At 49.0% G+C, this 22,257-nt stretch carries 26 protein-coding genes; 12 read left to right on the top strand and 14 right to left on the bottom strand.

Translation table 11 applies throughout. The features are described 5' to 3' along the window. Positions 1-106: 106 nt before the first annotated feature. From DRW41_RS20390 to DRW41_RS20370, 5 genes are all read right to left on the bottom strand, one after another. Positions 107-361: a hypothetical protein gene (locus DRW41_RS20390; protein WP_115453879.1), complete on the bottom strand. Its 255-nt coding sequence runs from the start codon at positions 359-361 to the stop codon at positions 107-109. Next, a complete protein-coding gene (locus DRW41_RS20385) occupies positions 342-833 on the bottom strand; it encodes a GNAT family N-acetyltransferase (protein ID WP_115453878.1) in 492 nt (163 codons plus the stop codon). Before DRW41_RS20385 ends, DRW41_RS20390 begins: the two co-directional genes overlap by 20 nt. Positions 834-847: 14 nt before the next feature. Beyond that, positions 848-1,441 (bottom strand): GNAT family N-acetyltransferase, encoded by a 594-nt coding sequence (locus DRW41_RS20380; protein WP_115453877.1) that lies wholly within the window; start codon positions 1,439-1,441, stop codon positions 848-850. Positions 1,442-1,838: 397 nt separating this feature from the next. Next, the gene (locus DRW41_RS20375) at positions 1,839-2,174 is read right to left on the bottom strand and encodes a YolD-like family protein (protein WP_115453876.1); all 336 of its coding nucleotides are present in this window, start codon (positions 2,172-2,174) and stop codon (positions 1,839-1,841) included. A 21-nt stretch (positions 2,175-2,195) separates the two neighbouring features. After that, on the bottom strand, positions 2,196-3,455 hold the full coding sequence (locus tag DRW41_RS20370; protein ID WP_115453875.1) for a Y-family DNA polymerase: 1,260 nt from the start codon (positions 3,453-3,455) through the stop codon (positions 2,196-2,198). Between the two features lie 181 nt (positions 3,456-3,636). Here DRW41_RS20370 and DRW41_RS20365 point away from each other — a divergent pair, with 181 nt between their 5' ends. Genes DRW41_RS20365 through DRW41_RS20355 form a run of 3 tightly spaced genes read left to right on the top strand, consistent with a single transcriptional unit; the run spans position 3,637 to position 5,207 of the window. Further along, positions 3,637-3,828, top strand: a complete 192-nt coding sequence (locus DRW41_RS20365) for a YqzH family protein (RefSeq protein ID WP_115453874.1) — start codon at positions 3,637-3,639, stop codon at positions 3,826-3,828. 22 nt (positions 3,829-3,850) lie between these two features. Beyond that, the gene (locus tag DRW41_RS20360; RefSeq protein WP_245959513.1) at positions 3,851-4,297 is read left to right on the top strand and encodes an SgcJ/EcaC family oxidoreductase; all 447 of its coding nucleotides are present in this window, start codon (positions 3,851-3,853) and stop codon (positions 4,295-4,297) included. A 22-nt stretch (positions 4,298-4,319) separates the two neighbouring features. After that, the gene (locus tag DRW41_RS20355) at positions 4,320-5,207 is read left to right on the top strand and encodes a proline iminopeptidase-family hydrolase (protein WP_115453872.1); all 888 of its coding nucleotides are present in this window, start codon (positions 4,320-4,322) and stop codon (positions 5,205-5,207) included. Between the two features lie 88 nt (positions 5,208-5,295). Here DRW41_RS20355 and DRW41_RS20350 read toward each other — a convergent pair whose 3' ends face one another. Next, positions 5,296-5,997: a VanW family protein gene (locus tag DRW41_RS20350; protein WP_245959512.1), complete on the bottom strand. Its 702-nt coding sequence runs from the start codon at positions 5,995-5,997 to the stop codon at positions 5,296-5,298. Between the two features lie 190 nt (positions 5,998-6,187). Here DRW41_RS20350 and DRW41_RS23175 point away from each other — a divergent pair, with 190 nt between their 5' ends. Together DRW41_RS23175 and DRW41_RS20345 are read left to right on the top strand one after the other, a co-directional pair. Then, on the top strand, positions 6,188-6,352 hold the full coding sequence (locus DRW41_RS23175) for a hypothetical protein (protein ID WP_181884658.1): 165 nt from the start codon (positions 6,188-6,190) through the stop codon (positions 6,350-6,352). A 128-nt stretch (positions 6,353-6,480) separates the two neighbouring features. Then, positions 6,481-7,536: a DUF2332 domain-containing protein gene (locus tag DRW41_RS20345; RefSeq protein WP_115453871.1), complete on the top strand. Its 1,056-nt coding sequence runs from the start codon at positions 6,481-6,483 to the stop codon at positions 7,534-7,536. 81 nt (positions 7,537-7,617) lie between these two features. Here the strand turns inward: DRW41_RS20345 and DRW41_RS20340 are convergent, their stop codons facing one another. Further along, positions 7,618-8,409, bottom strand: a complete 792-nt coding sequence (locus DRW41_RS20340; protein WP_115453870.1) for an SDR family NAD(P)-dependent oxidoreductase — start codon at positions 8,407-8,409, stop codon at positions 7,618-7,620. A gap of 11 nt (positions 8,410-8,420) precedes the next feature. Further along, on the bottom strand, positions 8,421-9,383 hold the full coding sequence (locus DRW41_RS20335; RefSeq protein ID WP_115453869.1) for an MBL fold metallo-hydrolase: 963 nt from the start codon (positions 9,381-9,383) through the stop codon (positions 8,421-8,423). A gap of 256 nt (positions 9,384-9,639) precedes the next feature. Between DRW41_RS20335 and DRW41_RS20330 the strand changes: the two genes are divergently transcribed. Together DRW41_RS20330 and namA are read left to right on the top strand one after the other, a co-directional pair. Next, positions 9,640-10,776, top strand: a complete 1,137-nt coding sequence (locus tag DRW41_RS20330) for a glycosyltransferase family 2 protein (protein ID WP_115453868.1) — start codon at positions 9,640-9,642, stop codon at positions 10,774-10,776. A gap of 119 nt (positions 10,777-10,895) precedes the next feature. Next, positions 10,896-11,915, top strand: coding sequence for an NADPH dehydrogenase NamA (gene namA, locus DRW41_RS20325; RefSeq protein WP_115453867.1), 1,020 nt, complete (start codon positions 10,896-10,898; stop codon positions 11,913-11,915). 50 nt (positions 11,916-11,965) lie between these two features. Here namA and DRW41_RS20320 read toward each other — a convergent pair whose 3' ends face one another. Then, positions 11,966-12,253 carry a hypothetical protein gene (locus tag DRW41_RS20320; RefSeq protein ID WP_115453866.1) on the bottom strand — a complete coding sequence of 96 codons (288 nt, stop codon included), beginning with the start codon at positions 12,251-12,253 and terminating at the stop codon, positions 11,966-11,968. A gap of 189 nt (positions 12,254-12,442) precedes the next feature. Here DRW41_RS20320 and DRW41_RS20315 point away from each other — a divergent pair, with 189 nt between their 5' ends. Further along, positions 12,443-12,715: a hypothetical protein gene (locus DRW41_RS20315; protein ID WP_115453865.1), complete on the top strand. Its 273-nt coding sequence runs from the start codon at positions 12,443-12,445 to the stop codon at positions 12,713-12,715. Between the two features lie 129 nt (positions 12,716-12,844). Here DRW41_RS20315 and rnz read toward each other — a convergent pair whose 3' ends face one another. Continuing rightward, positions 12,845-13,774 (bottom strand): ribonuclease Z, encoded by a 930-nt coding sequence (gene rnz / locus DRW41_RS20310; RefSeq protein ID WP_115453931.1) that lies wholly within the window; start codon positions 13,772-13,774, stop codon positions 12,845-12,847. A gap of 254 nt (positions 13,775-14,028) precedes the next feature. Here rnz and zwf point away from each other — a divergent pair, with 254 nt between their 5' ends. Next, positions 14,029-15,531: a glucose-6-phosphate dehydrogenase gene (gene zwf / locus DRW41_RS20305; protein WP_115453864.1), complete on the top strand. Its 1,503-nt coding sequence runs from the start codon at positions 14,029-14,031 to the stop codon at positions 15,529-15,531. 16 nt (positions 15,532-15,547) lie between these two features. After that, complete coding sequence (locus DRW41_RS20300) at positions 15,548-16,108, top strand: cyclase family protein (protein ID WP_115453863.1); 561 nt, start codon at positions 15,548-15,550, stop codon at positions 16,106-16,108. Between the two features lie 219 nt (positions 16,109-16,327). On the opposite strand, the gene DRW41_RS20295 is transcribed toward DRW41_RS20300, so the two are convergent. Next, entirely contained in the window at positions 16,328-17,608 is a 1,281-nt protein-coding gene (locus DRW41_RS20295) for a DNA polymerase IV (protein ID WP_115453930.1), read from the bottom strand. A 182-nt stretch (positions 17,609-17,790) separates the two neighbouring features. Between DRW41_RS20295 and DRW41_RS20290 the strand changes: the two genes are divergently transcribed. Next, positions 17,791-18,546: a hypothetical protein gene (locus tag DRW41_RS20290; protein WP_115453862.1), complete on the top strand. Its 756-nt coding sequence runs from the start codon at positions 17,791-17,793 to the stop codon at positions 18,544-18,546. 150 nt (positions 18,547-18,696) lie between these two features. Here DRW41_RS20290 and DRW41_RS20285 read toward each other — a convergent pair whose 3' ends face one another. From DRW41_RS20285 to mce, 3 genes are all read right to left on the bottom strand, one after another. After that, positions 18,697-19,818: a M20/M25/M40 family metallo-hydrolase gene (locus DRW41_RS20285; protein WP_115453861.1), complete on the bottom strand. Its 1,122-nt coding sequence runs from the start codon at positions 19,816-19,818 to the stop codon at positions 18,697-18,699. Positions 19,819-19,897: 79 nt separating this feature from the next. Beyond that, a complete protein-coding gene (locus tag DRW41_RS20280) occupies positions 19,898-21,451 on the bottom strand; it encodes an acyl-CoA carboxylase subunit beta (RefSeq protein ID WP_115453860.1) in 1,554 nt (517 codons plus the stop codon). After that, on the bottom strand, positions 21,452-21,865 hold the full coding sequence (mce, locus tag DRW41_RS20275; RefSeq protein WP_115453859.1) for a methylmalonyl-CoA epimerase: 414 nt from the start codon (positions 21,863-21,865) through the stop codon (positions 21,452-21,454). It abuts the gene before it with no gap. A 189-nt stretch (positions 21,866-22,054) separates the two neighbouring features. Here mce and prli42 point away from each other — a divergent pair, with 189 nt between their 5' ends. Further along, positions 22,055-22,150, top strand: coding sequence for a stressosome-associated protein Prli42 (gene prli42, locus DRW41_RS23170; RefSeq protein ID WP_156129718.1), 96 nt, complete (start codon positions 22,055-22,057; stop codon positions 22,148-22,150). Positions 22,151-22,257: the final 107 nt, after the last annotated feature.

Genomic DNA, 22,257 nt, shown 5'->3' with positions numbered 1-22,257 from the left:
GGGACTTAATTGATTCAATTAAAACAAAAAGCCGGCAGCACCGCCTAGTCAAGCGGGGCTCCGGCTATTTTGCATGAAGGTTATCTTTTCCGCTTTCCCATCGAGGTCAACTGTCAGCGGTCCTACTCCTTTTTTTCCTTAAAAAAATAATCGCCACAATGATTGCAATAGGAGCGAGCGCAACCAATTTCAATAAGTTATTCGCTCCGAAAAAGTAATAGGCAATCGGAAGGGATGTGACAAAGCTTACCGACAGGGAAATTCTTGATTTTGCCAAAAGGCCGTAGAAAAGAGTCAAAATTGCTACCGCCATTGACAGCTGCCACAGGAAAACAATCCAGTTAATCGTTCCGATCCTCATCCCCCTCTTCCATCCTATCGGTTCCTTGCTTTTCAAAACGCGCTATCGCAAGAGTTCCAGCAATTATGTCTTCCGCTGTTTTCTGGAATCCACTTTGCTCGTAAAAACGAACAGCGGGTGTGTTATTGGCTCCAGTTGATACAATCAATCGTTTTTCCTCCCGATTGTTTTGTACTAGCGAGTGCAATAGCTGCCGGGCGATTCCTTTCCGGAAATGATCTGGATGGACCATCAGCCGATGGATATCAATCGTCCCATTTTCTTTTTTAAACGAAATAGCCCCGCACAGACTGCCATTTTCATAATAGCCGTAAAATGTTTCACCAGACTTCATTAGCGTCTCAGCTGTGTCGTTCAAAGCAGGAATGCCGTAAAAATCTATCAACTCCGCCTCCACTTGATAGGACGGAAGCTGGATACGCAGCACGTCGAGCGCTTCGTTTTCATTCGTAATGTCAATCGGCCTGATCATGTTTTTTCTCCTTACTAGACAGCTTCTTCCATATGCTTCTTTTGCAAATACGCAAAGTCTTCCTTGAGGATCGCATATATTTTCAAATCGCGGTGCTTTCCTTTGATGAACGCGGCTTTCCTGTTAACCCCTTCAAACGACATGCCCACTTTTTCCATAACCCTTGCCGAGCCGATGTTTTCGATGAAACATCTTGCCTGGATACGGACAAGCTCCATATGTTCAAAACCAAATTTAATGAGCTCCGAGGCGGCCTCCGTCGTGATTCCTTTTCCCCATTGGTCCCGGGCAATGACATAACCGATTTCCGCGCTGTTGTGCCTTGGCTGCCAAGATACAAAGTCGATTGTTCCAATCATCCTTCCCGTTTCCTTGGACTCAATCGCCCATGGAGCAAGCTGTTTGTTTTCATATTTACCAAGCACGAAATCGATGAAGGATCGGGTGTCTTCAATCGTGTTATGCTTATCCCATGTCACGTACCTTGCGACCTCTTCATCGGAACCGTAGGCGAACATGTCCTCTGCATCATTCATCGTCACTTTGCGCAAAATCAGCCTTTCCGTTTCCAGTTTTGGCAAGTCCGCGTAAACCGTTTCGATTTCCATCAAGCACCCCACCTTTGGCTTTTGTTAAAATTATCCTATCAGAGTTTTGGAGGAATTCAAGATGATTTTTAAGGTGAATTCAAATAAATTAAAGTAAAATTCATTTTATAAGATCAATTGCCAATTAGGAGGATTCATTTTGAAGTTGCCTGAGTTTAAATATAATCCAGATCCGAGTTTCCAGGGGTATCTATTTAAGTGTATTCATTGTGGCAAGCATCGTTTATACCTTGATGCTGACTAAAACTCAAGACCACTCAATTCACAGACTATTTTCTATGTGATTTTATTTAGAGGGGAACACCCAAACCCATTTATTTATAGATGATTGCAGCTGATTCCCAACAGCCAGGCAGGCTCTCGTTGGGAACCTGCTTGTCTTTGCCTGCGGCGGCGGCTATTTGTCAGCGAGCCGGATGTCGGCGATGTTTTCGACGGGGATGATGCGGGCTGTGCCCGAGGAGTCAATGAGGTGGAGCTTGTGGGCGAGTTCGTCCCAATAGTGGATGTTTCCGATACAAATTTCATAGTTGTGGCGGCGGTAGTGGGTAATCGCCACCGCCTGGTTAAATTCCATCGCTTCGGCAAGCGTTTCATTCATCAATTCGAGCTGCTGCTCGTCGAGTTCCGTTTTTTGTTCGTACGAATCCTCCTTCACCCAGTCTCTGAGCATTTTCACATGCTCGGGAAGCATCATGGATGTCCATTTTATTCTGCCGCGGTCGCGAATCATCTTCTTCCCCCTCTTTCCTGGTTACTTCTTATGCCCGCCGAGGAGCGATGCGCGGTGCTTGGCGGTTCCCGCTGCTGTATACGAAACGGCCCGGAGCAGCGCCCCTGACCCGAAGCGGCTGCGGATGCGGTCAACCACATAGCCGAGGTCCCTTCTTTTGCCCGCGCCCATGTCAAAAAGGCTCATCTGCAGCTCAACATCATCGACGATATTCCCAAGCGAAATGGAAATCTGACGGACGGTTTTGCCGGAATAATGCCGGTGGAACAGCTCCAGGCAGACCCGGTAAATATCCATCGTCACGTTTGTCGGCTCGGCAACCGTCTTTGCGCGGTGGAACCCGCCCCCGAATTCATCCTGGCTGTAGCCGATGCCGAGCGTGATCGTCCTGCCCGCCTTCCGATGCGTCCGTGCCCGGCGAGCCACCTCCTCGCACATTTCGAGGATGACGTGTTTAATTTCTTCCTCGTCCTTATAATCCCTAAGGAGAATTTGGCTTTTGCCGAAACTGATCTGCCCTTCGATGATTGGCGCGCCCATTTCCGATAAATCGACACCCCAGGCATGGTAGTAGAGCTGATTGCCCATGATGCCGAATTTTTTCTCAAGCGTCTCAAGGTCATAACGGGCAAGCTGGCCGACCGTGAAAATCCCCATTCCATTGAGCGTCCTTTCAACCCGCCGGCCGATTCCCCACATTTCCCTAAGCGGCGAGACGTGCCAAAGCTTTGTTTGGACATCTTCATACGTCCATTCGGCGATTCCGTGCTTCTTGGCTTCAAGGTCAAGGCAAAGCTTTGACAGGAGCATATTCGGCCCAATGCCAATCGCGCATGGAAGCTGGAATTCCCGTTCGATGTCATCTTTTATTTTTTGCGCGATTGTTATCGCGTCCCCCCAAAGATTTTCGGCTCCGTCCACTTTGATGAAGCTTTCATCGACACTGTATGTATGGATGGCTTCCTTCGGGACGTAGCGGTGGAAGACGCGGCTGATTTCGGTCGAAATCCTCAGAAACATGCCCATCTTCGGTTCGACGACTTTGATTTTCGGATCTTTTGGGATTTCAAATTTGCGCGATCCGGTTTTGATGCCAAATTCTTTTTTTAAAAGCGGCGAAGCGGCGAGAACGACGCTTCCTTCCCGTCCTTTATCGCCGACTACAGCAAGATAGCAGCCAAGCGGATCAAGCCCTTCCATAACCGCCGCGCAGCTGGCGTAAAAGCTCTTCATATCGACGCAAAGAACTTTGTGGTGCGGCAATGTGCTGTAATCGACCACGAAATTTCCCTCCTTCCTTCCTCAAAATAAGAACATCTGTTCCGTATCATTATACCCATATATTAAGCGAATATGCGTTCGTATTCAATGGAAATTTTACGACAGGTTTTATAAAAAAAGGGTCCGTTACCATTTCAGGATGCTTTGGAAAAGAGCTATAATAAGCCTTGAGGTGCTTTTCATGGACGAAAAACTGGTGAAAAAAATGATAAAAAACTGCCTGAAGCAATATTACGGCGATGAAAGCCAGCCGCTCGGCGAACGTGATGTGAATGACATTGGCGAACGGTTGTATAGGCTGAAAGAAGCAGAACCGGAGGCACATATGCACGACATCGTAAATGACATCGTCTATGAATTTTTAACAGGTTGAAAAAGAAATGGAGGCCAAAAAGATGGAACAGTCGGCGGTACAATTACTTTACGAAGCATTGATTGAAGCATGGAACAAACGGGATGCGAAGGGAATGGCATGCCTGTTCGCCGGGAATGGCGTAATGATCGGCTTTGATGGAAGCGTGGCGACAGGACCGCAGGAAGTCCTGGCCCATACAGCTCCTATATTCGCCAGCCACCCAACCCCGCCTTTTATAAAAAAGGTAAAGGAAATCCGGATGTTTGGCGCGGATGCGGCCATGTTGCGGGCAATAGCCGGCATGGTCCCTCCCGGAAAAAAAGAGCTCGCGCCTGAACTGAACGCCCACCAGACATTGGTGGCGGCAAAACAGGACGGCGAATGGAAAATCGAACTGTTCCAAAATACGCCCGCCCAGTTCCACGGGCGCCCGGAGCTTGTCGAGGAAATGACGGAAGAACTGATTCGCATTATGAATAAAGCCTAAAAGTTTAAGGGGGAGAAAAATTGTGAAGATTGAAGAAGGTTTTGTGGACGTAACAGGCGGGAAGGTATGGTACCGACGGGTAAAAGGGGAGGCCACCGCGGCCCCATTATTGGTTTTGCACGGAGGGCCGGGTTCTTCCTGCTATGCCTTGCAGCGGCTGGACAAGCTTGCCGAATATACAGGCCGGACTGTTGTGTACTATGACCAGCTTGGCGCCGGGCGTTCAAAAGGCCCGACGGACAAAGCGCTGTGGAACCTCAATCGCTATGTCGAAGAGCTTGGACAGGTGCGCGAACAATTGGGGTTGAATGAAGTACACATCCTCGGGCACTCGTGGGGAACGACATTACTCGCGGCTTATTTGCTGACAAAGCCGGACGGCGTGAAAAGCGCCATTTTCTCAAGCCCTTGCCTTGACGCACCCCGTTGGGCAAAAGACCAGGAGCGCCTTTTAAAAGAGCTGCCGGAAGAAACCCAGGCGGTCATCGCCCGGTGCGAGGCGGACGGCACGACCGATTCAGAAGAATACCAACAGGCAATGCGGGTATTTGCCAAAAACTTCGTCTGCCGGATTGAAATCAGCCCGGAGGAACGGGAAATAACATCACAACTCGCCAACCTGGAAGTTTACAACACCATGTGGGGCCCTTCCGAATTTTGCGTAACCGGAAACCTGAAGGAATTCGACTGCACGCCGAGGCTCAATGAACTGCGGGTTCCATCGCTTTTTCTATGCGGGCGTTTTGACGAAGCGACACCGGAGTCGACCAGCTATTTCAGCAGCCTTGTGCCAGGCGCGAAGCTGCATATTTTTGAAAATAGCGCGCATTCGCCTTATCGGGAACAGCCCAAGGAGTATAGGAAAACAGTTGCGGAGTTCCTTGATGAGGTTGAGCTTCCTTCCAACTAAACAAAAAGAGTATCGGGTCGCCGATACTCTTTTGATTTTTCCGCTTTGTTCCCAGACAATCCGAAATCAGCTCGCCTGGACGGGCCTTCTAAGCCATCTCAATCAGCGCGGAATCCACCTCGTATTTTACTTCGGAAAAATTTCTAATGAGCAATTCCTCTCCAACATAACTGCCTGTCGCCTTGTCCACTTTCTTTCTCCAAATTTCATTTTGCCGGTAATTCCTTCCGTCCTTTTGCAAAAATTTATGGTCCCGCTCCTCAATGTGATAAGCTAATGGCCACTGGCGGTCAGTATGGATGGAACCTTTCAGATGTTTGTCAGTCAGCCGGACTTTGATTTGAAAAGGCTGGCTTGTTGGATTGTGAAACCGCAAATCAACATAGTTATAAAAAACCCCCGCCCCACTCCCGAAAGGCAGGACCCTTCCTTCATCGGGAAACGGGTCAAAGCTGTGGTGATGCCTTTCCACAACCTGCAGCGGGGTATGGAGCGCCATCCAGTAAAGGAGGTTGGCGAGCTGGCACACTCCACCGCCAATCCCCGTCTTTACTTCTCCCATCGACAGAAGCATTCCCTCAATATACCCCCTTTCAGCTGAAGGTTGGCCTACTAGCTTCCAGAAGGAAAACGTCTCTCCGGGGCCGATAACAATCCCGTCGATTGCTTTTGAGGCAATTGAAATGTTGACGATTTTGTTTTCCTGAAGCCTCGGGTCGCTGTCGCCGAGTTTCCTTTTCAGGAGGGATTGATGTTTTTTACAGGGAAAGGGCAAGGTTTCATTCGACATGCGCACGGCAAACTTTTTCCTTGAGCCTATATCCTCAAGATTGCGGAAAATTTGCTTCTGCTTAATTCTCAAATTGTATAGAATTGGATGAAATTCGGAAATGCGAATATAAATCCCCCCTGTCAAAATTCCCCTGCACAAATCCTCTAAAGGCGCTATACTTATATTCAAAAAGGCAAGGGGTATGTATATGGTTTGGTTCGTCCTGATTGGGCTTTGGATGGTTTACGTAGCATTCAGCCTATCAACTATCAAACACAAATTAAATCTCATTATGAAGCATTTAAAGATTGAGCCTGAGAAACGGCCAAAGGTTTCAAATGAGGAAATCGAAAAAGAGTTGGAACAGCGTTGAGCAATTGCAGCTCAACATCTAGCTCAAAAAATCCTTTTCCAGCTATAACCTTGATTCGCTAACAGTAAAGGAAAACCCTTTCTCTCTTATAAGGAGATTTTTCCAAAACGACAAAGTGAGGAGAAAAGATGGACCTTAAGTTTCTATCAAACCGTTTTAAGGCGTTTGCCGAGAAGGAATGCAAGGGATCAAGCCCGCTGTACGAACAGCTTTCGAAGGAAATTGCCGGAGATCCCGAACTCCTTGAACTAAGTTCGCATGCCCGAAAAGGACAGCCGGTGCCAAATCTTTTATTTGGCGCTGTCCATTATCTGCTGCTGAAAGGAGCGAATCATCAGTTAGGAGGCTTTTATGCAAGTATTGAACAGGCACCGCGGCCGGTCGAAGCGGCATTCACCCATTTTAAACACTTTTGTCTTCAGAACCGGACTCAAATAATCGAGCTTCTCGAAACAAGGCTGGTCCAGACAAATGAAGTAAGGCGCTGCGCCTACCTCTTTCCCCTATTCAATTACATACATGAACTGGCTGCCCGGCCGCTGGCTCTTATTGAAATTGGCACAAGCGCCGGATTCCAGCTGCTTTGGGACCATTACAGCTATACGTACGGGGATGGCATTGTGTATGGCAGCAAAGGCGCCGAAGTGAAAATACACGCTGGGGTTAAAGGGGATGTGCAACCGGTTTTCAATAAGCCGATAGCCCCGGTAACCGACCGCTACGGACTGGATTTGCAAATCAATGATGTAACAAAGGACGAGGATTCTCAATGGATGAAGGCTCTCATCTGGCCGGAGCACCGTGACAGGAGGGAATTATTCGAGGAAGCCGTGCAATGCATGAAAGCCAATCGGGGAAAAATTAGTTTTATTGAAGGCGATGGCGTGGAGATTCTTCCCGAATTAATAGGAAGGATTCCCAGAGGATCCGCTATCGTTATGTTCCATACGCATGTGGCCAATCAAATGCCGCCTGAAGCTAAGCTGAAACTCCTTGAAAATATTGAACGCATCGCAAAAAGCCGTGATGTTTTCCATCTCTATAACAATATGGATGATGGGAATCTTCATTTGGATTCCTTCATCGGAGGGCAAAAACGCCATCAGCTCGCCGCCATAACCGACGGCCACGGCAGATGGTTTGAGTGGAAGCTCGAATCGGCGGCTGAGGCCGGGAAAAATTAAGCCTCACCTGTTATTTTGCCTGTGCACATATTGTAAAAACGCCCATTCAGGAAAGCGAATGGGCGTTTTTTATGAGATGGATTATTTTTGGTTAAAAGCCTTTTTTCCAAGCAGTTCGAACAGCCTTGGGAACAGCGCGTAGAAGACGCTGCCAGCATTCATCCAGCCGGGCAGGTTGATTTCACGGACCGGCTTCACCATGCTGCCGACAACTTTTTTGGCAACATATTCCGGTTTTAGCATCCAGCGCTTTACGTTTTTCACATACGACCCGCTCTCATCGGCGATAGTAAAGAAATTCGTTTCAATCGGCCCTGGGTTGACCGAAGTGACATGGACATTGAAATCGGACATCTCCATCCTCAGGCTGTTCGTATAGCCAAGGACCGCATGTTTTGTTGCCGAATACACGCTCGATTTTGGCGTGGCGATTTTTCCTGCCTGCGAAGCGATATTAATGATATGCCCCGACCGGCGGGCCCTCATTTTTGGCAGAACGGCGCTGGTGCAAGCCATCAGGCCAATGACATTCACATCGAACATCGACTTGATTTCGTCGATATCCGCTTCATAAGCCAGGCGGAAAATGCCAAACCCTGCATTGTTGACAAGAATGTCGATGTCGCCCATTTCCTCATAGATACGGGCGAATGCCGCTTCGACCTGGTCAGTGTCAGATACATCAAGCTTATGGATGAAAACCTTGCTGTTGTAGGCAGACTCAAGCTCCCCCTTCAGCCTCTCGAGCTTATCGGCACTTCTCGCAAGCAGTGCGAGATTTGCTCCATTCGCGGCGGCCTGTCTGGCAATTTCGGCGCCGATTCCTCCCGAAGCCCCGGTAATAACAATATTTTTTCCAGTCAAACGCCCCACAGCAGTTCACCTCACCTGATTTTAAAATACTTTATTTTCCCATCTTGAACCGGCTCGATTTCACCAAGGGATAGCAAATAATCGACCTGGCCGGCCGTTTCAGACAAAGTCAGGCCGAGTTCGCGCTCAAATGCGGCGGGGAACAGCTGCCGGCATAAATCGAACACCGTTTTCGGTCCATCCTCAAGCATTTTTTTCACACTCATTGCCCGTTCGTGCTGGCGGGTTAGCCTTCTTTCAATCAGTTCAGGCAGCCTCGAAACATTCGCCCCATGCCCGGTATACACAAGCCCGGCCGGGTAGTCGCGCAGTTTTGCGAGTGACCGGTTGTATTGAAGCTGGGGGCGCGGGCGCTCAATTCCTTTGGCAATCGGCGGCTCAAGCAAAGGATTCGGTGAGATATGGGCAAGTATATGGTCACCGGCAATAAGCACCCCATCCTGCTCCCTGTACAGGGTGATATGGCTTTGCGCATGGCCCGGCGTCTCGATAACCTGCCAGTCCGGCAATCCAGGAACCCGGTCCCCCTCCATTATTTCTCCTGTGAGCGAACGGCTGCAGGAGTATTTAAGCGACTTTTTCAGCTGGCCGGCAAGCTTTTGATATGTTTCCGGAATTCCGAATTCCGTGAACAGACCAAGGTAAAAACGGTCATGTGCGGCCATGAATTCATCTGTCCGGTTGATCCATCTTTCATTTAAAGGATGCCCATAAACCTCGAGCGATTTTGGAAAATAATCAAGAAGCCCGGCGTGGTCAGGGTGGTCGTGGGTCAAGACAACCATCTCAATATCCTCCGGGACGAGGCCAAGCTCGGAAAGCTGGTATTTCAATAAATCCCAAGCCTCATCTGTTTTCGGCCCCACGTCGAAAAGGGCGAGCCTGTCGCCTTTTACTGCGTATACATTAACATCCCCAACCGCAAACGGGGTTGGAAGCGTGATTTTCGCGATCGTTCCATTCCATTCAGCCATGTCTATTCCCTCGCAACATTATTTTCAAATAGAGACCCGCAAATTCGGCAGACGCCTTTCCTTTTAGTTTATCGATTCAGGCACATATTGTCATTATTTCCGCATAATTACACGGCTAAAAACCAAAATAGGCAAGCACGAGGAATTAGTTGGCCTGCGCAATATAGCATGGGGGCACGTCCCCTGCTCCACTCTTCCCCTGCTGGCGCGCCACAAAATGGTACAATGGAGAAAAAGTTCAGGCGGAGATTATACGATGCTGATATTTTTATTATCCCTTAGTTTGATTATTTGGATTGTCTTCCTTATCGATGCGATTATAGGTTTTAAAACGCTTGACCGGCTTGAGGATGAACCTCCACTTAGGGATGGCCCCCTTCTTTCAGTCGTTGTAGCGGCGAAAAATGAAGAAGCGCATATAAGGAAGAGCGTCCTCAGCCAATTGCGGCAGACTTACAGGAATGCCGAGTGGATCCTGGTCAATGACCGGTCAACCGACGGGACCGGCGGAGCTATGGAAGAGTTAAAAGCGGTTGACCCCAGGGTACGTGTCCTTCATATTACCGATTTGCCCGAAGGCTGGCTTGGAAAAAACCATGCGCTTTACAAAGGATATCGTGCCGCTAATGGAGAAAGGATTTTATTCACTGACGCGGACGTTGAGTACCATGAAGAGGCTTTCGCCAAAGCACTCGGTTATTTCAAAAGGAACAGCCTTGACCATATGACTGCCGCGCCGAACATGAAAGCAAACGGCTTCTGGCTAAAATCGTTCGTCGCCTTTTTCCTGTTCGGCTTCTCCTATTACAAGCGGCCTTGGTCGGCAAACAATCCAAAATCAAAAAACGGGATTGGGATTGGCGCCTTTAACCTCGTTTCGAAAGAAGGTTACGAATCGTTCGGAACCCATGAAGCGATTAAAATGAGGCCCGACGATGACCTTCAGCTTGGCATGAAAATGAAGCGGGCCGGGAGGAAACAGCGGATCGTAAGCGCTCTGGATTTACTTGAGGTGGAATGGTACGGAACACTTGGGGAGGCGCTGGGCGGCCTTGAGAAAAACACATTCGCGGGCCTTCATTACCGCCTGTCGATGGTCGCCTTCGCGGTATTCGGAACATTTGCCTCACAGGTGCTGCCGTTTTTTACCCTGTTCATTCCGGATAAAGTTGTTTTCTTGTTAAGCATGGGAAATATCATCGGAATTACGGCGCTTTATTTCCTTGTTTTGAAAAAAATGACCCGGTTTTCTCCTGTCTTGTTCATAGCGTTCCCGCTGACGGCATCCATCTTCATTTACAGCATCATCCGGGCAAGCTACTTGACCTTCAGGCGCGGCGGAATTATTTGGCGGGGGACGAAGTACAGCCTGAAGGAATTGCGCAAGCCGTAAATTTTAAAAAGAGGGAAACGCTTTGCTATACTAAATGTGGCAAATAAAGATACTCTATTTCAAGTGAAGTACCGGATGCATCCACTGCTTCACTCGTCTTACTAAGGAGGCTGGATTTGATGGGAGCAAAGTTGTTTACTCCGTTTACGGTTAAGGGAGTTACGTTGAAGAACAGGATTGTGATGTCGCCGATGTGCATGTATTCATGCCCCAATGAGGATGGCATGGTCGAGAACTGGCACCGGACTCATTATACGAGCAGGGCGGTCGGACAGGCAGGCCTAATCATCCTCGAGGCAACGGCAGTGACGGCGCAGGGCAGGATTTCACCGAATGATCTTGGCATTTGGAACGATGATCATATCGAAGGCCTGAAGGAGCTCGCCGGCCTTATGAAGGAACACGGCTCAGCAATTGGGATTCAGCTTGCCCATGCCGGGAGGAAAGCAGTCCTTGAAGGCGAAATCCTCGCACCATCGGCAATCGCGTTTAATGAGAAATCAAAAACCCCAAAAGAAATGACAAAACGGGAAATAGACGAAACGATTGAGGCCTTCAGGAAAGGGGCTGAGCGTTCCAGAAAAGCCGGCTTGGATGTAATTGAACTCCATGGGGCCCATGGCTACCTGATCAATGAGTTCCTTTCCCCACTTTCGAACACGCGCACGGATGAGTACGGTGGATCGGCTGAAAACCGCTACCGCTTCCTCCGAGAGACCATCGAAGCCGTCAAAACCGTATGGAACGGCCCGCTGTTCGTTAGGGTATCTGCCCACGATTATCATGAGGATGGCTTAACTCCAGAGGATTATGTACAGTTTGCAAAATGGATGAAGGAGCAGGGCGTCGACTTGATTGATGTAAGTTCAGGCGCGGTGGTCCCTGCGAGGATTAACGTGTATCCTGGATATCAGGTGAAATATTCCGAAACAATACGTGATGGAGCCGAAATCGCCACCGGCGCGGTCGGCCTCATTACATCGGGCGTACAGGCTGAAGAAATTCTGCAAAATGAACGCGCGGACCTCATCCTGATTGGCCGTGAATTCCTTCGGGATCCATACTGGCCTCGAGCCGCGGCAAAAGAGCTCGGGGTCGAAATCGAACCGCCTAAGCAATACGAACGCGGATGGAAATAACGATATAAAAGAAACAGGGCGCCTTTCCAAAACGGAAGGCGCCCATTCATTTAATTAAACAGTCTCTCAGCCTCAAAGTCGGTTTTCGATTTTAAATAAAGGCCGTATTTCGCCAGCCCGATGGCAATCCCTGACAAAAAAACATTGAAGACCGCTGCGAAAAACGCCAGCCCACCCAATTCAAGGAAAATTCCAAAAACAAGCCCTGCCAGTCCGCTTATGCCTAATATGTATAAAAAATGGACTCTTGGAAAAAAGAAACTGATAATGCCGCTCAACAGCAGGACTAGCGATCCCATAATAAACATAAACGTGCCGATGAGGATGAACGCTTCCATGATGATCCCTCCCAGAAGTAGTTTTCCATTCCCTATACCCCTTCCTCCCAAAAGTTAAGCGGAAACTTCCGAGTTTTTACCCTTCCTTCCCAAAAATATCCTCGAATGCCCAGCTACCAAGAGATATTGGTTGATTCCCTGCCGATAGCGCAAACTAAAAAGAAGCCCATTGCCGGGAGGAGGATCGAAGTGGACTTCCCTGTAATCTATACAAACGTTTGGGACACCCTGATTGCGGTCCCAGCTATCATGATAATCACCCAAATCCTTAAACTCTATTTCAGGATGCCAAAACAATTCGTCCCCGCCGTGGCGGTCATTTCCGGCTTCCTGTTTTCCGTCCTGGTCAGCCACCCTTCCAGCCTGCTCGCAGGATTGTTCATGGGCTGGTTTTACGGATACGCCGCGATTGGCAACTATGCAGCCATGAAATCTGCCTGGAAGGCGTTCAGGAAAAAATAGCGGTTTAAATGATAGTATAATTGCGGCTAAAATGGGGTGGGGTTCGACTGGCATGTAAAATACGCTAAGCCCCTTGTTGTCGCGGCTTTTCTTAAAAAGAACCCGGCCCGCAAAATCGGGCCAGGCACTTTACGGCTGAGGCATAGGGATAGCAATTTCTTTAAAGTCTTCAGCAAGTTCCGTATTTGCGAAAAACCTCCGCGCCTCCTCGAGAAGCGCCTTAGAGGCAAGACGGTCATAGCGGGAGCTGATGTGGGTTAGGCAAAGCCTTTTCGCCCCTCCATTTATCGCGACGTCGGCAGCCTGGGAGGTTGTCGAATGGAAATACTCATGCGCCATTTCTTCCTCGCCGGCGGCGAACGTCGCTTCATGGACGACAAGATCTGCATCCCTTGCAAGTTCAATCGCGTTTTCACAGTAACGGGTATCGCCAAGGATGGAAACAATCCGCCCTTTTTGGCGCGGGCCAAGGAAGGCGGCGGGATCAAGTACGGAGCCATCCGCAAGCGTAACCTTTTCACCGCTTTTAATTTTTTTATAAATCGGGCCAGGGGGAATCCCCGCCTCTTCCAGCTTGCCGGCGAGCAATGTGCCTGGCCTGTCCGCTTCGGTTATCCGATAGCCGTAGGAAGGAATTCCGTGGTCAAGCAGAAGGGCTTCGACCCTGAATTGCCCATCATCGAAAACTATCCCTTCTTCAACCTCAGTAATCTTTATTGGATATTTTAAGTACGAACCGCTGATTGACAGGCTTGTTTTAAGATATAGCCCGATTCCCTTTGGCCCGAACACTTCAACCTCGGATTCGCCCCCCTGGAAAGAGCGGCTCGATAAAAGCCCGGGAAGGCCATAAATATGGTCGCCATGCAAATGAGTGATGAATATTTTCTCAATCCGGCGCGGCTTTAGGGAGGTATGGAGGATTTGATGCTGTGTCGCTTCCCCGCAGTCAAACAGCCAGACGCTTCCACGCTCTTCAAGGAGTTTCAGCGCCATGGATGTCACATTCCGAAGCTTCGCGGGAATGCCCGCCCCTGTTCCAAGGAATAATAATTCCAACGTAAAAACCTCTTTCTTTTCCAAAAAACCTTTATCCTGGCGTAAATCGGTTGGGGTCAGGATAAAGGACTGTTTTTTTATTACTATACCATACTTCACGCATCCTGCCCCCTTTATACCGCATGGCTTCCGGCTCCCAGGAAAAAGACGTGTGAATTGCGAATCATTTGCGAAATATGGAAGAAAAGGCTACAGTTTGTATTTGAACAGATATTCTGAATTCGGAAAATTTTTTCGTAAAGGGGTTTTCATCCTTGTCACAAAATGGAGAACAAAAATCATTGATCATGATATTCGGTGCCACGGGGGACCTCGCGAACCGGAAGCTGTTTCCGTCCTTATACAGGCTGTTCCGAAAAGGGCTTTTATCCGATCGGTTCGCTGTAATCGGCGTCGCAAGGAGGCCGCTTACAAATGAGCAATTTCAGGAGAATGTTAAAAAATCCGTCGTTGAAGCCGGCGAAAATGCTGGAGGCATCGCCGAATTCGCTTCACACTTTTATTACCATTCGCACGATGTCACAGACTCGGCTTCATACGCGGCATTAAAAGGGATGGCTAAGGAACTGGACAACCATTACGGGCTTGGGGGCAACAGAATTTTTTATCTCGCGATGGCACCCGAATTTTTCGGCCCTATCGCCCTTCATCTTAAATCGGATGGCCTGACCGACGTTCAGGGCTTCAAACGCCTTGTCATTGAAAAGCCATTTGGCCATGACCTTGAGTCGGCCATCGAACTGAATGAACAGATCCGTACCGCCTTCAGTGAGGATGAGGTTTACCGGATTGACCATTACCTCGGCAAGCAGATGGTCCAGAACATAGAAGTCATCCGGTTCGCGAACGCGCTTTTTGAGCCTCTCTGGAACAACCGGTATATCTCCAACATCCAGGTTACATCAAGCGAAACGCTTGGGGTTGAGGAGCGCGGGCGCTATTATGAAACGAGCGGGGCGCTAAGGGATATGGTCCAAAATCACATGCTCCAAATGGTCGCGCTGCTGGCAATGGAACCGCCAATCAAACTGACCACCGATGAAATCCGCTCGGAAAAAATCAGGGTATTCCGTTCCCTCCGTACAATCGAAGGCGAAGAAGTATCCAACTATTTCGTCCGCGGCCAATACGGCGCTGGGACGCTGGACGGCAAAGAAGTTCCCTCTTATAGGGATGAACCGAATGTCGATAAAAACTCCAATACGGAAACGTATGTTGCAGGAAAGCTTATGATTGACAACCAACGCTGGGCGGGCGTCCCTTTTTATATAAGGACTGGAAAGCGCCTTGGAGCGAAATCGACGAAAATCATCGTCCAATTCAAGGATGTACCGATGAACCTGTATTACCAGCCTAATAAACCGTTGAATCCCAATCTACTCGTCATCCATATTCAGCCGGAGGAAGGGATTACCCTCCACCTGAACGCCAAAAAGGCGGGCCAGGGGATGGATGCAACGGAAGTGAAATTAAGTTTTGCAAATAACGCGATCAATGAAATGAACACACCGGAAGCCTATGAATTGCTTCTTTATGATTGCATGCGCGGCGACGCCACTAACTTCGCGCACTGGGATGAAGTTGCCCTTTCATGGAGTTTTGTCGATAAGATTTCCGATGCGTGGGAGAGTACGAAAGACGAGAGCTTCCCGAACTACGAGCCAGGTTCAAGGGGCCCGGCCGCCGCAGATGAACTCTTGTCGAAAGACGGGTTCTTCTGGTGGCGCGTACGCGACCTTAAAGTAGAAAGATGCTAGGACCGGAGGGGAAAAGATGAAGATCCATGATATTACCGCGCCGATATTCGAAGGAATGCCGGTTTATAAAAACAAGCCTGAAAAACAGCCGAAGCTTGAAACCGTAACAAATGCACATGTAACTGAATCAAGGCTCAGCCTTGATGTTCACACAGGTACGCATATTGACGCCCCGCTCCACATGATGAATGAAGGAAAAACCTTTGAAACGATTTCGATCGAGGAGCTTGTCAGGAACTGCAAGGTTTTCGACCTTACCCATGNTGTCCTGTTTAAAACTAAAAACTCCTTTGACAAGGAATTCAATTTTGACTTTATCTTTGTCGCAAGCGACGCAGCCGAACGGCTTGCCGAAATCGGAATAGCAGGCGTGGGAATTGATGCGCTTGGGATTGAACGCGCCCAGGAAGGCCATCCAACCCACAAAGCCCTGATGGGGCGGGACATCATCATCATTGAAGGGCTCCGCCTGAAGGACGTTGCGCAAGGAGAGTATTTCATGGTTGCCGCGCCGATAAAGCTACAGGGAACCGATGCGGCGCCGGCGAGGATATTGCTTTTGGAAGGGATCAACTGAGCAGGCCGGGCCCTGTCCGAATCCATTAAGAAGCCTGACTAAAGGAAGATTTAGAGCCTGAACAGCAACCGACCGCGGGGCCTTCCGGCATTTAAGGTGGTTTATTTCGTTCGAAATAACGTTATATTCTTTTGATGTACAATTGTATGAAAACGACAAATAAAATGCCGTCCACAAACCGGGCGGCATTTTTACATTTAGTAGCTTATATCCTCTTTCTTATTCAGCTTCATTCCCCTTCATCCCGGGCCTGAACCCGCGCAGGAAATCCTTGTTAAAGCTTGTTTGCGTTCCTTTATTAGCATCGGTTTCCGTTTTCGACCCTGCATTGGCAATGATGTTTTTCCCGTATTTTTCCTTCAGTACAGACAAGGTTTTATAAAGCGGTTCCTTTTTCGCTTCCTTTTCATAGGAAAACAAATCGAGTTGTTTGACGGCCTCTTCGGCTCCGGCGAGATCCGCTCCGGTTATACCGAGCAGCCTGACAGGATCGCCGTTCCAGTTTGTTACAAGCAGCTGTTTGGCCAATTGCAGTATTTCTTCCTTTCCCGCTACAGGATTCGCTAGCTTCCTGCCGCGGTTAACCGTTTTCCTGTCCTTATACCGGATTGTGATGGAAAGCGAATTGGCGACAACCTGTTTCCTTTTCAATCTTGCCGCCACTTTATCCGCAAGGCTACCAAGCACCTCAAAAAGCTCATGCTGGTTCGCGATATCCCTTGGCAGCGTCGTGGAATTGCCAATGCTCTTAAAATCGGAAACAGCTTCAGGATCCACATGCCTCGGGTCAATTCCATTTGCGCGGTCTTTCAGCCTGAGCCCGTTGATCCCGAGGAGCATCTTCAGCTGAATTTCATTGGCGGAGGCGAGCGACCCGATTGTTTCAATCCCGATACCTTTTAGCTTCTCGGCTGTTTTCGCCCCCACCCCGTGCATATCACTGACGGGCCTCGGCCAGAGAACAGTCGGAATATCCCGTTTCCGGAGGACGGTGATTCCCATCGGCTTTTTCATATCCGAAGCAGTTTTGGCGAGAAATTTATTCGGGGCGATCCCGATGCTGCATGGCAAGTCGAGCTGCGCCATAATCCGCTTTTGAATAGTCTCCGCGATTTCAAGCGGGCTCCCAAGTTCATAGCTATCCGTAATATCCATATACCCTTCGTCAATCGACACCGGTTCGACGAGCTGGGTAAATTGGGCAAGTATCTCAAACATCGCCGTTGAAGCAGCCCGGTAACGGTCGAAGTTCGGCCGCATGACAATCAGCTGCGGGCAAAGTTTTCTTGCCTCCCACAGGGGCATAGTCGTCCGGACTCCCATTTTCCTCGCCTCATAGCTGCATGTTACGATGATTCCGCGCCGTTCCTCAGGATTGCCGGCGATGGCCAGGGGTTTCCCCTTTAGGGATGAGTCATGTGCCGCTTCCACCGAAGCATAAAAACTATTCATATCCACATGCAAAATGACCCTTCCTTTTTTCGGATACATTTCCTTCATGGCCATCAACCCGTCCCTTCTTCCTTTAGTTTAGCAAAAACCAGGTTTTGCCGCATCCCCATTACCCGTTTTTCCCCGTCGATTTGTGGTTTGGCCGCCTATTTAGTACTATTAACGAAACGTACTAGCATAAAATACGTCAAATAAATGTAGCTGTATATTCCGGCAAGGAAGTGATGGTTATGGGAAGGTGGATGGCTATAATTGCCGCGCTTTTACTTTTAGCCGGCTGCGGATTTTTTGAAAATCCAAATCAGGCCGAAAATACGAATGAATCCAATCATGGCATTAATGGCAAGGATCGGCCAAGCGAAGGAAAAACCACTGATCAAGATGGAGCGGGAACCGGAAAGGAAGGCGGAGCGGGAACTGGTACAGGCAAAGACGGAACTGAGAATGGTACGGGAAATCCAATCCAAACAGCCGCCTATCTGCCCTCGCCCAATCAAATAAAAATGTTTAAAGGAACAGGAAATGAATATGCGGCCGAGGTTGAAAGGATATTTTCCAGGGAAGGGGAATTCTTCGCATCGGTGACCGAAAACGGCGGAACAAGCGTCCTTAGGATTTACGGGCTGGGAAAAGAGGGAGTTTCAATAGTGTACGAAGAGCCTGAATACTATTCCGAAAATCCGCCTGATATCAAGAAGTTCAAACCGGCTTTTAAACCAAGGCTCGTGTTGCCGAGTCAACTAAGGTTAAATCAACAGTTCGAAGGATGGACCGTAAAAGATTTGAATGCCATCATAACAGTCCCATACGGAACAATATCCAAGGCGATCATCCTCGAAAAAATCGGCGAGGATGGAAGCATCGTGCAAAACTGTTGGGCCCCCGGGCTCGGGATCGTTAAGAAATCGTATTATATCAAAGACACCTCGGGCAGTGAAACGAGTGTAACAACTGAACTCGAAAGCGTTGAGCCGAGGAACTGGTAAGGAATGAATACCCACAGCGGCATGCGCGCCTTTGGAACAGGCAACAGGCAGCTGGATATTCTGGAGGCTTATCTTGTGAAGAGCTAATCAAAATAAAATGAAAGGGGACCACGGCGTTTTTATGCCGGGTCCCCTTTTTGCACGAAAAGATTATTGATTAGCTACTTCCTTGACAATCGCGACCGTCATTTCAGCAAGCTTGCCGAGCTCTTCAATCGGCATGCGCTCATTTGTTGTATGGATATCCTCATAGCCAACGGCCAGGTTGACAGTCGGGATTCCAAATCCGGCAATTACGTTCGCATCACTGCCTCCCCCGCTTTGCTGGAGCTCGCAGCTTCGGCCTATCTTTGCGGCAGCTTTCCTGGCTACCTCGACAACATGATCGCCCTCGGCAAACTTAAAGCCGGGATACATGACTTGTACCTCTACTTCAGCCTTGCCCCCCATTTGTTCGGCAACCGTTTCAAATGCTTCCTTCATTTTTGCAGCCTGCGCTTCCATTTTTTCTGAAACAAGCGATCTTGCCTCGGCAAGAATATCGACACGGTCACAGACGATATTTGTCGCCTGCCCGCCCGCGAACCGGCCAATATTCGCCGTCGTTTCGCTGTCGATTCGGCCAAGCGGCATCTTCGCAATTGCCTTGGCAGCAATCGTAATCGCGGAAACGCCCTTTTCCGGGGCGACTCCTGCATGCGCCGTCTTCCCGTAAATGACCGCGTTGATTCGGGCCTGGGTAGGCGCGGCAACGATCACATTTCCCACTTTGCCGTCGCTGTCAAGCGCATAGCCGTATTTAGCGGTTATTTTCGATGGGTCAAGCGCCTTTGCGCCCATTAACCCGGACTCTTCCCCAACGGTGATAATAAATTGGATTTCGCCATGCGGAATTGATTGTTCCTTCAGGACGCGGATCAATTCGAACATGGCGGCAAGGCCCGCTTTATCGTCAGCGCCAAGGATTGTCGTCCCGTCCGTCACCACATAGCCATCCTTAATCGAAGGCTTTACACCGTTCCCGGGAGTGACTGTGTCCATATGGCTCGTAAAATAAATCGGGTCCACCCCATCCTTGGTGGCCCGCAGGGTGCAAATCAAGTTCCCCGCTCCGTGCCCGGTAATGGAAGTTGTGTCATCCTCAAAAACATCCAGCCCAAGCGTTGAAAATTTTTCTTTCAGTATCTTTGCGATGTTCGCCTCGAATTTTGTTTCGGAATCAATTTGGACAAGCTCCAAAAATTCATTCAACAACCGTTCGTTGTTAATCATCCTTCAAACCTCCGTCAACTAAATATGTACTCGCTATTTTAGTATACCTTTCCATGTGCTCCATCATCAACATCCCGGTTTAAAGTGGAATGTTTCCGTGCTTTTTCGAAGGGCGTGTTTCGTTTTTGTTTTTGAGCATTTCAAGGGCTTGTATCAGCTTGATTCTTGTTTCCCGCGGGTCGATGACATCGTCAACCATCCCCCTCGCGGCAGCTACATAAGGATTCGCGAATTTTTGGCGGTACTCCTCTATTTTCTGCTGGCGGACTTTTTCGGGATCCGGACTGTTTTCGATTTCTTTCGCGAAAATAATGTTCGCCGCTCCCTGTGGCCCCATTACGGCGATTTCCGCATTCGGCCATGCGAAAACGAGGTCGGCGCCAATCGATTTGCTGTTGAGGGCAACGTACGCGCCGCCGTATGCTTTCCTTAAAATAACCGTCAGCTTCGGCACTGTCGCTTCAGAATAAGCATACAGTATTTTCGCTCCGTGCCGGATGATGCCGCCGTGCTCCTGCTTAACACCAGGGAAAAACCCGGTGACGTCCTCAAAGGTGATAATCGGGATATTGAAGGAATCACAGAACCTTATGAATCGGGAAGCCTTATCGGAAGAATTGATATCCAGCCCGCCGGCCATTACCTTTGGCTGATTGCAAACAAGCCCGACCGTATCCCCTTTGATTCTGGCAAGCCCAACGACAATGTTTTTCGCGAAATCACTGTGGATTTCCATAAAACTTCCTTCATCAACTACGTGATCGATGACAATCCGCACATCATACGGCCTAATTGGATCAAATGGAATGCAGTCAACCAGGTCCGCGCGATAATCATCCCCTGTATCTTCTGTTTCGGCGTGCGGGGGCTTCTCCCTAGAGTTTTGGGGCAGATAGCTTAATAGCTTCCGCACGGATTCAAGAACCTCTTCTTCAGTTTTACCCATAAAATGGGCATTGCCGGAAATGGAATTGTGCACTTTCGCACCGCCAAGGTCTTCCGGCGAAATCTTTTCGCCTGTCACCGTTTCGATGACTTTTGGTCCCGTAATAAACATCTGGCTTGTGCCTTCAACCATAAAGACAAAATCCGTGATGGCAGGAGAATAGACCGCTCCGCCCGCGCAAGGGCCCATTATGACGGAGATTTGGGGCACTACCCCCGAGTAAATCGCGTTCCGGTAAAAAATTTGTCCATACCCGTCAAGCGAGACGACGCCTTCCTGGATCCTCGCACCACCCGAATCGTTCAATCCGATCACCGGCGCCCCGTTATTTGCGGCCAGGTCCATCAGGTGGGCGATTTTCTTCGCGTGCATCTCGCCGAGCGCCCCGCCGAACACAGTGAAATCCTGTGAAAATACATAAACTGGCCGGCCGTTGATTTTACCATAGCCTGTCACAACACCGTCGCCCGGCCCTTTCTGCCTGTCCATTCCAAAATCAGTGGTCCTGTGCTCGATGAACGGATTCAATTCCACAAACGATCCTTCATCAATAAGCAGCGCAATCCTCTCCCGCGCTGTCAGCTTCCCCTTTCCATGCTGCCGGGCAATTTTTTCGTCCCCGCCTCCCATCTCGATTTCGCGTCGTTTATCGTAAAGTTCGTTGATTTTTTCAAAAATGTCAGCCATTTAGTTCTCCATCCCTTTCTTCTCGCAAAACTCATATAAAACCCCGCCGGTCGATTTTGGGTGCATGAAAGCAACCTGCGCCCCGCCCGCGCCCGGCTTCGGTTCATCCTGGAGCATGCGGATCCCGCTCTCCTTCATTTCGTTAATCCTGTCCTTGATCGACGTAACTCCGAAAGCGACATGATGGATGCCTTCCCCCCTTTTTTCAATATGCTTCGCAATCGGGCTATCGGATGACGAAGGTTCAAGGAGTTCAAGCTTTGTTCCCCCTGCGTCAAGGAAAGCGACAACGACTTTCTCGCTCTCCACCTCTTCGATTCCCAAAAGCGGGAGCTTCAGGACATCTGTATAAAAAGGAAGCGCTTCCTTTAAAGATTTGACCGCAATCCCAATATGGTCCACTTTCTTGATCATCGTTTCATCCCCTTTTAAAATGGCGGCTATCCGTTTACCGGAACTCGCACCGGTTTCCCCTAAAATTTCGACAATTATTGTATTCTCCTAAAAGTGTCATAAATCCTTCCCAGTTTGGAAGGTTGTCCATAGCCCTTTTTCCCGGTACAATAATAGTATCCCATAACTCATCTAGGGAGGAGAATTTATATGAATAACCGGAAATCCAGAAAGATCATCGTCTACCTGATGCTGTTCGCCATGCTCGCCTCAACACTCCTGCTCGGATTATCTTCATTTTTATAAGCGGCAGGAGAAAGGCAAATTTTATACATCAAATTTTTTTAGAAAATTGAAAGGGACCATCCATTTTGAACTATAACCCGAATAATGGACACTTTTAAAAAAGGTCC

The sequence above is a fragment of the Neobacillus piezotolerans genome, assembly GCF_003362805.1.
GTDB classification, from domain to species: domain Bacteria; phylum Bacillota; class Bacilli; order Bacillales; family Cytobacillaceae; genus Bacillus_D; species Bacillus_D piezotolerans.
This window is presented reverse-complemented; position numbering and strand designations above follow the sequence as displayed.